7 protein-coding genes and 1 pseudogene are annotated in these 12,959 nt (G+C 68.5%); 6 read left to right on the plus strand and 2 right to left on the minus strand.

Going from position 1 to position 12,959, the window contains the following annotated elements:
• The first annotated feature begins 173 nt into the window (after positions 1–173).
• From ACWD6R_RS25720 to fxsT, 5 genes are all read left to right on the plus strand, one after another.
• Positions 174–884, plus strand: a complete 711-nt coding sequence (locus tag ACWD6R_RS25720; RefSeq protein WP_451820857.1) for a hypothetical protein — start codon at positions 174–176, stop codon at positions 882–884.
• A gap of 475 nt (positions 885–1,359) precedes the next feature.
• On the plus strand, positions 1,360–1,524 hold the full coding sequence (locus tag ACWD6R_RS25725) for an FxSxx-COOH cyclophane-containing RiPP peptide (RefSeq protein ID WP_451820858.1): 165 nt from the start codon (positions 1,360–1,362) through the stop codon (positions 1,522–1,524).
• 30 nt (positions 1,525–1,554) lie between these two features.
• Positions 1,555–3,834 carry a radical SAM/SPASM protein FxsBH, inactivated beta-hydroxylase extension form gene (fxsBH, locus tag ACWD6R_RS25730; RefSeq protein ID WP_451820859.1) on the plus strand — a complete coding sequence of 760 codons (2,280 nt, stop codon included), beginning with the start codon at positions 1,555–1,557 and terminating at the stop codon, positions 3,832–3,834.
• Between the two features lie 115 nt (positions 3,835–3,949).
• Complete coding sequence (gene fsxC, locus ACWD6R_RS25735) at positions 3,950–5,296, plus strand: FxsC protein (RefSeq protein ID WP_451820860.1); 1,347 nt, start codon at positions 3,950–3,952, stop codon at positions 5,294–5,296.
• On the plus strand, positions 5,293–9,228 hold the full coding sequence (gene fxsT, locus ACWD6R_RS25740) for an FxSxx-COOH system tetratricopeptide repeat protein (protein ID WP_451820861.1): 3,936 nt from the start codon (positions 5,293–5,295) through the stop codon (positions 9,226–9,228). The genes fsxC and fxsT overlap by 4 nt, the downstream gene beginning before the upstream one ends.
• Positions 9,229–9,264: 36 nt before the next feature.
• Here fxsT and ACWD6R_RS25745 read toward each other — a convergent pair whose 3' ends face one another.
• The gene (locus ACWD6R_RS25745) at positions 9,265–10,158 is read right to left on the minus strand and encodes an alpha/beta fold hydrolase (protein WP_451820862.1); all 894 of its coding nucleotides are present in this window, start codon (positions 10,156–10,158) and stop codon (positions 9,265–9,267) included.
• 354 nt (positions 10,159–10,512) lie between these two features.
• Between ACWD6R_RS25745 and ACWD6R_RS25750 the strand changes: the two are divergent.
• Positions 10,513–10,773 (plus strand): annotated as a pseudogene (locus ACWD6R_RS25750) (S1 family peptidase); the annotation flags it as partial.
• Positions 10,774–10,813: 40 nt separating this feature from the next.
• On the opposite strand, the gene ACWD6R_RS25755 reads toward ACWD6R_RS25750, so the two are convergent.
• Positions 10,814–12,838 carry an N-6 DNA methylase gene (locus ACWD6R_RS25755; protein ID WP_451820863.1) on the minus strand — a complete coding sequence of 675 codons (2,025 nt, stop codon included), beginning with the start codon at positions 12,836–12,838 and terminating at the stop codon, positions 10,814–10,816.
• Between the last annotated feature and the right edge of the window lie 121 nt (positions 12,839–12,959).

Consider the following 12,959-nt stretch of genomic DNA (forward strand, 5'->3'; position numbering starts at 1 on the left):
GCCCGCCGGACACTGCAATGGTGCCCTGGACGCCGGCTGCTTCCCCGGGTCCGGATCCGGTCGCTCTCGTGTGATCCGAAAAGCTGTGGCATGGTTGGTCAACTGACTTTTGTTTGCAGGCGAGTTACCCCATTGGGTGCGTCCGGGTATCGCCTCTCGCCGGGGGAGCGAACATGCGGGAAACGAACGAGGACGACGTTCAGTCGCCGGCCGGTGCCCAACGAAGGATCCGGCGAAGCCCACTGCTGTTCACCACACCCCTCGTGCTGCTCGCACTGCTCACCGCGATCCTTCTCTGGGAAGTGATCCGGTCCAACACCACAGCCGAGGCGCAGACCGAATGGCCGTGGCGCCTGCACCTGCTCGACATGGACGCCCTGGGCAGTCTGCTGGCCGTCGCCGGCGGCGCGGTCCTGGCCAGGGCGCAGTACGCCCGCACGGTGCGTCCGTACCTGGGCTGGCGCGGATCCTGGCAGAAGGGGCATCTGAAGGAGGACGCGTCCGCGTGGCGCGTCGGCGTGCTCAACGGCGGGCAGCATCTTGCCGTGATCGAAACCTGGGACTGCCGTCTGGTCATGACCGGGCAGGCCGACTCCGCCGGCGCGCGGTGGGTCGATCTCGAGGAAACCGTGACCGAACTGACAGCTGCCGGGCTCGTCGTCGCGCAGGACTTCCAGATCATCCGCTTCGGGACGGGCTTCCCTCTGGTGGGCACCGGGGGGCACGAAACGATGCTGGTGGGCGCCTTCTCGAAGCGATTCGTCCGTGACGTCGAGGCGTTGTACCTGCGGTTCAGGGTCACCGATGTCGTAGGTGACACCCACGAGCGCGTCCTGGACTGCATGAAGGGGGCGAGGACGGATCTCAACGCCCCGCTCGACTGAGGTCCGGCAGGACCCGCCCGTCCTCTCGGCGGAGGCAGCCGATGGGAGGCGTTCGCGGACGGAACCGGCAGAACGTGGCGCCGGGCGGGTGAACGGAGTGGAAGTGAACACGCGGCATCGCGCATCTGTCCTGAAGTCAAATCCACGTCCCTTTCGCCGAAATCGGGGTGGCGCATCACCCGTCCTTGGTGCAGGGGCACCCCACCGGCCCGCGCACAGGCCGGCGGAGGGGAGGGCCCGGCCTTCCGGAACTGGCTCGTGTCATCCGCTCCTGCCTGCGCTTTCTCTCGTCACTCCGACGGAGGAATGTCGAGTCACGTTCCGTCTGGCGTAATGCTGTGTCACAGCTGCGTTTCGTGCGACGTCGGCATTTGCCAAGCGCTGTCAGCGGAGTAAAGTCGTGCCGACCGGACGCTGCATTTATGCAGTAGCCGGAAGCGTTTCAGTGTCCGGAACAATCCCATCAAGGACGGCCGTGAAGACCAACGAATCCACCTCATCCTTCGCCAATGCGAAGAGCCGTGTGCCGCTCGCCGAGATCGACATCCGTGGCGTCGAAGCCACCAGGAAGCTCGATCGGGTAATCAGCACGTCAACCGGCCGTTCCACCAAGGCATCAACCTTCAGCTCGGCTCTCTGAGCCGCGCCGTAAGGTGGCTAGACTGACGGAATGACAGGACCCCTGGTCCCCTTCCGTGAAATTGTGCTCAAAGTGCACAGCAGGTGCGATCTTGCCTGCGATCATTGTTACGTCTATGAACATGCTGATCAGAGCTGGCGTACCCGCCCTAAGGCAATCTCTGATGAGGCTATTTCCTGGACCGCTCAACGCTTGGCCGAGCATGCCCTGACGCATGCGCTGCCCTCCGTGTCAGTGATCCTGCACGGAGGGGAGCCTCTCCTGGCGGGCCCCGCGCGTCTGCGCCGCGTCTGCGAGGAACTCACCTCGGCACTGAACGGCATCGCCGATCTCGATCTACGGATCCATACCAACGGCCTGCAGCTCAGCCCGCGCTATCTCGACCTCTTCGACGAGTTCGGCGTCAAGGTCGGCATCTCGCTCGACGGCGACCGGGCCGCCAACGACCGGCACCGCCGTTTCGCCGACGGACGCACCAGCCACCCCCTGGTCCTGCGAGCCGTCGAGCTCCTTCGCCAGGAGCGCTACCGGCACCTCAACCTCGGCCTCCTGTGCACCGTCGACATCCGCAACGATCCGCACGCGGTGTTCGACGCCCTGGCCGAACTCGATCCACCGCTCATCGACTTCCTCCTACCGCACGCCACCTGGGACCAGCCGCCGCCGCGTCCGGACGGATCGCCCACGGCCTATGCCGACTGGCTCCTCGCGATCTTCGACCGCTGGAGGGAACAGGGCCGGCCGGTGCCGGTGCGGTTCTTCTCCTCGGTCCTGTCCAGCCTGAGCGGCGGACCTAGTCTCACCGAGTCCCTGGGCCTGGCCCCCACCGACCTCGTCGTCGTCGAGACCGACGGGCAGCTGGAACAGGTGGACTCGCTCAAGAGCGCCTATGAAGGCGCGGCCTCCACCGGGTTCGACGTCTTCACCCATGCCTTCGACGAGGTCGCGGCGCACCCCGGGGTCCGGGCGCGGCAGCTCGGACTGGCCGGGGTCAGCGAGACCTGTCGCCGTTGCCCCGTCGTACGTTCGTGCGGCGGGGGGCTTTACACACACCGCTACCGTTCGGACAGCGGATTCGGCAACCCCTCGGTGTACTGCGCGGATCTCGAAGCGCTGGTGCGCGGCATCGAGGTGCGGACGGCGGCGGAAACCGAGTCGGCCGCGGTCGCGGAGCCGCACGAGCTGATCGCCGCGCACCAGGACCTGACGCGGACTCTGCTCGCCCGGCTCCACGCGGACCTCGACGGCCGGGGCGGAGAGCGCTGGGACGAGGCCTGGGAGTTGGTGCAGGCCTTGGACCGGACGGAAGCGGGCGCCGGCGGCCTGGACGGTGTACTGGCCCATCCCTACACCCGCACCTGGCTGCTCGACGCGCTGGACGCCGTGTACGACGACCGGCCCGGTGCCGACCGGCCGGCGACGCTGCGGCTGTCGTCGTCCGTGGCCGCTGCCGCCGTACGCGCCGGAATCGAACGGGATGTCCCCGTCGCCTACCGGGACGGCAGCATCTTCCTCCCCACCCTCGGAGAGGCGCGGATCGGTGGATCGGGGGAGCACGGGTTTGCCCTCGTGCGCGCCACCGACGACGGATTCCTGATCCGGCGGGACGGGCACGCCGCCGAACGGCGGATCGTGCGGACGTCGACGGAAGACCCCGGCTGGCTTCCGGTGCGCCACGTGGGTGTCGGCGGGGCGCCCGGCTTCGTACTCGACGACCTCGACCCGTACCGGGACTGCTTCGGCACGCCCGTCGCTCCCCGGCTCGGGCAGCCCGAGGCCGATGCGTGGAGCGCGGGACTCGCCGGGGCCTGGGAACGGCTGACGGCGGTCGTGCCGGGGCAGGCGGCCGAAGCGGCGGGCAGCCTGATCGCGCTGACGCCGCTCACCACCGGACACCCCGCTGTGGGGCGGCACGGCTACGGGGCGTTGGGGATCGGCGTGTACACGGATACCGAGGAACTGGCGCTCGGCCTGCTCCGCGGATTCCGGCGGGCCAAGCTGAGGGCCCTCGTGGATGTCACGGATCTGTACGCATCGGACGGAGCCTGGGACCATCGGACGCCCTGGCAGGAAAAGTCCGTTCCCTTCTCCCGACTGCTGTCCACGACCTATGAGCGGGTGGGGCTGGGTCTCTTCGACCCCCGGTTCCTGGACGGGGTGCCGCAGGCGCTCGACACGCTCGAAGCGGCGGCCGAACTGACCATCGACGGAAAGCAGCTGCTGACCGCAGTCCGGAAGGAGATCAGCGGTACACACGGGACATCCGGGAAGAACAGTTGCAAGACTGCTTTTGATCAAGAACCTGATTGACCGGGCGTGAGGATGGATGACTGAAAAGCAGCGTTGAATGACCGAACGCCATGGGGGTGGAGCAAGGTCCGCTCCGGAATGATGAATTCGCTCGCATTCTTCCTACACTCCTCGGATGCGAGTGCTCACACAGGACGGGGGTCGTGTGCACGCATCAACGCAACAGCGAGCGGCGGACCATCGGCCGTACTTCTTCTTGAGCTATGCGCATACACCGGGGTACGGCGGTGGAACGGACCCGGATATGTGGGTCGAGCGGCTGTTTCAGGATCTCTGCGGCCATGTAATGGCCATGACCGACCTCCCGGCGGGTGCCTCCGCCGGGTTCATGGACCGGGAGATACGGTCCGGCGAGGGGTGGTCGGAACGGCTCGGCAGTGTGCTGGCCACCTGCCGGGTGTTCGTTCCGCTCTTCTCGCCGCGCTACTTCGCCAGCGAGATGTGCGGAAAGGAGTGGCACGCTTTCGAACAGCGCGCCATCGCCCACCGGGCCCGCAGCAATCAGCCCGCCGAAGCAATCGTGCCCGCGCTCTGGGTGCCGGTTCCACCGAACCAGCTGCCCGGGCCGGCGGAGCGGCTGCAGTTCAATCACCGTGATTTCGGGGATCGTTACGTCAGTGACGGGCTCTACGGACTGATCAAACTCAGACTCTTCGCCCAGGAGTACGAACGGGCTGTCTACGAGCTCGCCAAACGCATCGTCAGCGTCGCGGCCACCGCCCGGATCGAAGTGGGTCGCCCCGTCGACTACCGGCTGGCCCCCAGCGCCTTCGGCTCGCAGAGCAGCGGTGCCGGTGCGCCTCGCCCGATGAAGGTGACCATCGCGGCTCCCACCCGGCACGACCTGCCAGAGGGACGCAACGCCGACTACTACGGCGACAACCCGCACGACTGGAACCCCTACCACCCGGCCTCCGCACGGCCCCTGGCCTATGTCGCCGAGGACCTGGTGCGCTCCCTCAACTACCAGGCCACCGTCACCTCCTTCGACGAGGAGTCCGGCCACGCGGAGAGCAAGGGGCCACCGAGCAGACCGGAAATCCTGGTCGTGGACCGCTGGGCGCTGATGGACGAGGACCGACGCCGCAGACTCGCGGCCTTCGACGCCGAGAACCGCCCGTGGGTGACCATGGTGGTGCCCTGGAACCGCGAGGACCCCCAGAGCAGAGCCGCCGAGGCGGAGCTGACCGAGAAACTCGAACAGACCATGCCGTCCAAGATTCGACAGGGGCGCGCGTATTGCCGCGCCGCGGCAAGGGGAGTGCCCAGCATGGATGCCTTCGGACAGGTGCTGCCCCAGGTGGTGGAGGCGGCGGCGCAGCAGTATCTGCGCCACGCGGCGGTCTATCCGCCGGCGACGGGCGGCGGCCACACTGAACGAACACGACTGATGGGGCCCATGGGCAACACACAGTTCATACCGGACATGCACGACCCTGCGACGGATGCGGAGGACGTATGACGGCCGGGCGTGACGGACGCATCGTCACTTTCTACTCGTACAAAGGCGGTACCGGGCGCACGATGGCCCTGGCCAACACCGCCTGGATCCTGGCTGCCAACGGCAAGCGGGTACTGGCCGTCGACTGGGACCTGGAGGCGCCCGGACTCCACCGGTTCTTCCATCCCTTCCTCAACCCGTCGACACTCGGCGCCACCACCGGCGTCATCGACCTGATCACCGAGTACGCCTGGGCCGCCACCAGCCCGGTCCAGCGTGCCGACGACTGGCACCGCGACTACGCCCGCATCCAGCCGCACGCCGTCTCCCTCGCCCCGGAGGCGCTCGGCTGGGAGTTCCCGCAGGGGGGCACCCTCGACTTCGTTTCCGCCGGGCGCCAGAACCGCGAATACTCCGCGACCGTCTCCACCTTCGACTGGGACAACTTCTACGACCGGCTCGGCGGCGGGCACTTCTTCGACGCCCTGCGCGACGACATGAAGGCCAACTACGACTACGTCCTCATCGACAGCCGGACCGGTCTCAGCGACATCGCCGACATCTGCACCGTCCACCTTCCGGACCTGCTCGTCGACTGCTTCACCCTCAGCGACCAGTCCATCGACGGCGCGGCATCCGTCGCCCGGCAGATCTCCGAGCGCTACACCGGCCGCCCCATCTCGATCTTCCCCGTCCCGATGCGCATCGACGAGGGCGAGAAGGAGAAGGCCGACGCGGGCCGCGCCCTGGCCCGGCTGAAGTTCGACCGGCTGCCCCGGGACCTGTCCAGTGACGAACTCACCGCCTACTGGGGAGCGGTGGAGATTCCGTACCGTCCCTACTACGCGTACGAGGAGACGCTGGCCACCTTCGGCGACGAGGCAGGTCTGACCAACTCGCTGCTTTCCGCCTTCGAGCGGCTCACCGCCGTCATCACCGACCGGCAGATCACCTCGATGCCCCCCGTGGGGGAAGAGGTGCGGCTCCGCATCCGCGACGCCTTCACCCGGCGCAGGCCCGCGCTGCCCGCCGATCTCTTCCTCAACTATGTGGCGGAGAACCGGATGTGGGCCGACTGGATCGAATCGGTCCTCACCCGGGCCGGATTCCGTGTCGTCCCGCGCGATGTCTCCGCCGAGCCCGGCGTGGCCGACCCGGCGCAACTCGCGCCCGAGACCGCCACCCGTACCGTCGTCCTGCTCTCCAGCGCCTATCTCAAGTCCCAGCGGGCCGTGAGCCTGTGGGACAGGGCGGTCGCCGAGGACCCGGGCGGCGGCAGGCGTCAGCTGCTGCCTCTCAGGGTCGGGGACGTACGCCTCTCCGCGCCCTACATCGACCGCAACCCCGTCGACCTCTTCCGGCTCGACGAGGTGCACGCGACCGCGGCGCTGATGCGTGCCCTGGACCGCCCGGTGCAGCTCGTCGACGGGCTCGCGCCCGGGCCCCGCTTCCCCGGCACCGTGCCGAAGATCTGGAACGCACCACCCCGAAACCCCGGCTTCACCGGCCGCTCCCTGGTCCTGGAACGGATGCGCGACCAGCTCGGCGGCGGCATGGCCGTCGTGCTCCCCCAGCCGCAGACCCTGTACGGGCTCGGCGGCGTCGGCAAGACCCAGGTCGCTCTCGAATATGTGCACCGATTCATGGCCGACTACGACCTGGTGTGGTGGATATCGTCCGAGCAGACCGACGACGTGGTGGCCGGCCTCGCCGAACTCGCCGTCCGGCTCGGCGCCCAGGGCGGCGACGACATGGCCGCGGCCTCCCAGGAGGCCGTCGACCTGCTGCGCCGCGGAGTTCCGTCGGACCGCTGGCTGCTGGTCTTCGACAATGCCGACGACCCCGAACGGCTCCGGCGCTACTTCCCGCAGGGCGGCTCCGGTCACATCCTGGTCACCTCCAGGAACCAGACCTGGTCCCAGCACGGCGACGCACTGCCTGTCGACGTCTTCCTGCGGGAGGAGTCCATCGAGCACCTCCAGCGCCGCGCCCCGGGGCTAAGCGTCGAGGACGCCGCGCAGGTGGCCACCGCTGTCGGTGACCTGCCGCTCGCAGTGGAACAGGCGGCGGCCTGGATCGCGGAGACCGCCACGCCCATCGACGCCTATCTGGAACAGCTCGCCCAGCAGGCCCCTCAGGTCCTGGCCCTCAACCAGCCCGCGGGCTATCCGGAACCCGTCGCCGCCACCTGGAACATCTCCATCCAGCGCCTCAAGGAGCGCTCGCCCGCCGCCGTGCGGCTGCTGCAGCTCTGCGCCTTCTTCGCCCCCGAGCCGATCAACGCCAACCTCCTGTACAGCAAGGAGATGATCGAGGCACTGAAGCCGTACGACCCCTCGCTCCAGGAGAAGCTGGTGCTCGGCCGGGTCATCCGGGAGATCGGCCGGTTCGCCCTCGCCAAGGTCGACCAGGTCTCCAACTCCATCCAGGTGCACCGCCTCGTCCAGGCCGTCATCCGGGCGCAGCTCAGCGAGGAGGAGCAGCGTGACGCCCGGCATGTCGTCCACCGCATTCTGGCGGGTGCCCGGCCCGATGACGACGAGCCGATCGACAACCCGGCGACCTGGCCGCGGTTCGCGACCATATGGCCGCACCTCGGCCCGTCCGATGCGCGCAACTGCAGGGAACCCGAGACCCGCAGGCTCCTGATCGACCGGGTGCGCTACCTGTGGAAGCGTGGTGACTTCAGGACGGCCGGCACCCTCGGCGCCGAACTGCGCGAGACATGGGAGGAGATGCTCGGCGAGCGGGATCTCCAGTACCTCTACCTCTGCTTCCACCTCTCCAACATCTACCGCTCGCGCGGTCGTTATGTGGAGGCGAAGGAACTCGACGAGATCACCCTCGCCCGGCAGCGGGAGGTACTGGGTTCGGAGCACCCGCACACGTACATGACCACCAGTAGCCTCGCGACGGACCTCGGATCCCTCGGCGACTACAGCCGGGCGATCGAGCTGGCGACCGAAGCCACCGAGGGGTTCAGCCAGATCTTCCACGACTCACACCCCAGGACGCTGGCGGCGGCCAACAACCTGGCTCTGAACCTGCGCCTCGTCGGGCAGTACGCCAAGGCCAGGGAGATCGATCAGGACGTCTACGACCGGCGCACTGAGGTGCTCGGCGCGAACCACCCGTACAGCCTGTCCTCCGCCATGAACCTGGCCCGCGATCTGCGGGACGTGGGACGGTACGAGGACTCCGTCGGTCTGCTCAGCCGCACCTACGACAGCTACAAGACACACCTCGGGCGAACCTTCCCCGGCACGCTGAGTGCGGCGAAGAGCCTCGCGGTCTCGCTGCGCAGGGCGGGCCGGCTGGAGGATGCCCGCAGACTGACGGTGGCCACCCGCGCCAGGTACCGGGCCAAGTACACCTCGGCCAACCCCGAATCGCTGGCCTGTGATCTCAACATGGCGGCCGACCTGTTCGGGGCCGGTGAGGCGGTCGAGGCGAGGGACACCGCTCAGGAAGTCGTCGACCAGTACATGAAGGTCCCGGGCGAGAAACACCCGTACAGCCTGGCCGCCCAGAACAACCTCGGCGTCTATGTCTCGGGGGCCGGTGCGGCGGAGGAGGCGGAGAAACTGCTGAAACGGGTGGTCGCCTCGATGCGCGAAGTGTTCGGACGCGAGCATCCGCACACCCTGTTCTGCGTCATGAACCTGGCCAACGCAACCGCGGACCTCGGCGACCTCGACATCGTGCTGTCGACGGAGCGGCAGGTGTCCGCGCAGCTTCGGGAGGCCCTCGGGGCGCACCATCCGGAGACCTTGGCCATGACGTCGAACATGGCTGTCACGCTCGATGCGATGGGGCGCAAGGACGAGGCGTTGCAGGTGCGGGCGGAAGCGGTCGAAGAGCTGACCCGACAGCTCGGCGACGAGCATCCGCTGACCCGGATCGCCCGGGAGGACAGCCGGTTCCAGCGCGAACTGGAACCGATCACGATCTGAGCCGACCGGGCCCGCCGATGGCGGGCCCGGCCTGGGTCAGCCCTCCGAGGGGGCGGCGGTGGCCTGCTCCTCCAACAGCCAGTTGAGGACGCCAGGGAGCACGGACAGCGCATCGAAGTGCGCCGCCGCCGGCTCCAGCACCGCGGTGGCGCCCGGGATCTGCCCGGCCAGCCAGCGGGAGTGCCCGACCGGTGAGAAGACGTCCTTCTCGCCGTGCCACAGCATCACGGAGCCGGTGATGTCCGCCGGGTCGAAGCCCCATGGGGTGCAGAGCGCGATCGCGTCGTCGATCCATCCGTACGCCGAAGTGCGCAGCCCCTCACTGTAGTTGCGCAGCAGCATGGAACGGATTCCGGCGTCGTTGACGACGACCCGGTCGGAGTCGGTCAGCTCCCGGCGGAGATCGTCGAGGAGCTTGACCGGATCCTGTCTGATCACTGCCGACCGGGAGATGAAGCACTCCGCGAGCCCGTCCGGGTCGGCCGCCGCCGTGGAGTACGCCAGCACATTGGAGGCGGCCATCCCGTCGAACCAGTCCAGTCCGTCCGCGCCCCAGGGGGCGAGCCCGACCAGAGCGGCGGTGCGGGTGACCCGGTCCGGCATCAGCGCGGCGCAGGCCAGGGCATGCGGGGCGCCGCCGGAACGGCCCACCACGGCGAACCGTTCCAGCCCGAGCGAGTCCGCGATGGCCCGCACATCCTCCGCGACGTCCGCCACGCAGCGGCCCGCCAGCCGGTCGGAGCCGCCGTAGCCCGGCCGGTCATAGGTGATGAGCTGTGTCTTGCGCTGGTACAGCACCATGCCGCGCGGCGCCGGACCGAGCCGGCTGCCGGGCATTCCGTGGAGCAGGAAGACCGGTCTCCCGCGCGGGTCGCCCAGACGCTCCACCATCAGATGCCGCCCGTCCCTTGCGCGCACCCGATTGCGCACTCCGCGCCTCCTCCACTCCGTGCGGGCACCGAGTGCCCGACTTTTTCCACCGATTCGATGATGACCCATCAAAGTCCTTGAATGGAATGGCAATTGAGATAAATCAACAGTGAATACCGGACAGGCTCAATCCTCGCCCATTGCCGACCGGCCGGTCGCACGGTGTGTTCGCAGACGGAACCGACGTGGTGCGGATCCAGGTAAGTGAACGGGGGTGGGGGTGAAACGGTGCGGTCGTGTGTGCGTTCTGAAGTCGACCTTGTGTGCTGTCTGCTCGGTCGGAATTGTGGGCGGCTCCATCCTCCTTACCCAGGCACCCCACTTGCCTGTGCACGGCCCCACAGGAGGTCGACGTTGAAGCATCGACGCATATCCAGGAAGCGTGCGGTGATGGCCGGTTCGGCCGTCGTCGCCCTGGTCGCAGCAGGAATCACATTCCAGAATGCGAACGCCAGTGACGACGTACCGCAGTTCACCGTACGGACGCTGACGGCGAATGCGGCCGGAAAGCTCGCCACCGCCCTCGGCGACGACCTGGGCGGCGCCGCGGCCGGCGCGTACTACGACGCCGGCGCGAAGAACCTGGTCGTGAACGTGGTCGACGACACCCGAGCGAGGTGGACCTCTTGGTAAGTCGGCCCGTCCGGCGGGTCCGTCAGTTGTGCGCCCGTGCCGGTGCCGACGACCCGCCGCGGGCAGCTGCGAGACAGCCGGCAGCGAGCCGGTCGCCCACATCGGCCACCAGCCCCTTGCCGAGGCCCTCCGCCTTCGTCAGCAGCGCCTCGAAGGCCGTGAGGCGACGGAAGGCGTCCGCGTACGTGGCCTGCTCCTCCACGGGGAGCTGGAGCACCTGGAGCCGCCTGATGTCCACACGGGACGAACTGGAGGCATGGGTACCCGCCTGGCGCCCGTTGGCCGGTGCGCGCAGGCAGCCGGCGAGGAAGTGGGCATCCAGCTTCTCCGGGGTGACGCGCAGGGCGTACAGCTGGGGCCCCAGTGCGACCGGCGGCCCTTGATGCACCCACGCGCTGAACGCGCGAACGACTCCCGCAACCACCACGTCGCCCTCTTCGGCCACGGTCTGGGCGGTGCCCGGATCCAGCAGCCCGCTGGGGGTGCCGTCCATCAGCAGGTCGGCAACGGTGAGCAGCGGAACACCCGCTCCTTGCGGCGGCGGCGTGCTGTCCGAAGGCTGCTGCCCCGCAAGCAGGGTGAGCGCGCCTGCTTTGACGAGATCCCCCACTGTGGCAGTTGTCCGCGGCTCCGCTGCGGAGAGGCCGATCTCCGACAGGTACGTCGTCAGATCGCCGAGTTCACTCAGAGAGCCGGCCAGCTCCTCCCACGAAGCAGCGAGTTCGACCCCGGAGGGTTCGCTGCCGGATGCCGTGTAACGGCCCGGGGTGACGTCCACCTCGTCGTCCAGCAGGTCCAGCAGGGACACCCGTACGGCATCTTCGGGCAGTTCGCCCCCGGGCTTGTCGAGTTCCGAGACGGCGGAGCGGACGAACCCGGTCAATGCATCCCAGTCGGGCCCCTGCTCGCGTGCACCCGGCTTCCCCAGCCGTGTCGCGTCGACCAGGAGTGCGTCCTGAGCGCTCGGACCGGCGTGGGGACCCTCCGGAGCTGCACGAAGCACCCACAGTTGGAGGGAGACGCTGTGCGGCTGCGCGCACCCCGGCGGCAGTGCCACAACCGCCCTCAACAGTCCGGTACGCAGCAGCGACCCACGGATGCGACGACCCGCCTTGCGGGATGCGACGGCCGGAGGCAGGACGACGACTGCGGTCCCACCGGGCCTGAGGTGTGTCAGCAGGTGCTGTACCCAGGCCAGCTCCGGCTCGGTGCGTGGCGGCAGGCCGTGTGTCCAGCGTTGGTCGGTGGCCAGTTCCTCGTAGCCCCAGTCGCGTTCGTTGAACGGCGGGTTGCACAGTGCGATATCCGACCGCAGGCCGGCGAACGGATCGGCGCGCAGTGCGTCGACGGTTGCGATCTCGGTGTGGACGTCCCGGCCCTCGGTCACGAAGTCGAGGCGCGCGGACGCGAGGGCGGCCAGGGCCGGATCCCGCTCGCACCCCAGCAGAGTCAGATCCGGACCGTCGTACTCCTGAGCGGCAGCTGCTGCCAGATGCCCCGTACCGCACGCCGGATCGAAGACCGTGAGTCCTCCATCGCCTTCGCCGAGCCGGCTGTCGAGCGCGATCCGCGCCATCAGCGTGGCCAGCTGGGTCGGTGTGGTGCTGAGCTGCCGTACGTGTGTGTCCAGCCACCGTTGCAGCAAGAACTCGAACGTCTTGCGTGGCCCTTCGCCGCGCCCCAGACGCGCAGCTTCGCCGACCAGGTCCTTTGCTTCGGCGGAGAGTCCCGGTGCCGCGGAGCGGGCCCGGGGGGAGCGCATCCGGCGGGCTGCCTCGGCGATGGCGAGCCCCGATTCGTCCCTGCTGCCGAGCGCCTCGAACCGCGGCCACAGGAACTCGCGGGCGCCGGCGTCCGTCAGCTTCCCGTTGCTGCGCAGCCACTGCTCGACCTCGGAGAGTGAAAACTGCGGGCTGACGTCCGTGCCGCCGATGCGTGAGGGGAACGAGTCGTGGCGGCGGCGCCAGTTGCTCACCGCCGCGCGTCCCACCCCAGCGATCCGGGCGATCTCGGCCAGGCTGACCGGTACAGCGTTGGTTCTACTCATCGAGGGTCTCCGGGGTCCTTGGCGGGCTAGTACTACAGGGATAGATCTTGGTGTGCGATTGAGGCAGAATGGTCTGTCGTGAGTGCACGAGGTCGGGATAAGGACGAGCTGGCGGCGGAGG

The organism is Streptomyces sp. NPDC005151 (assembly GCF_053599875.1).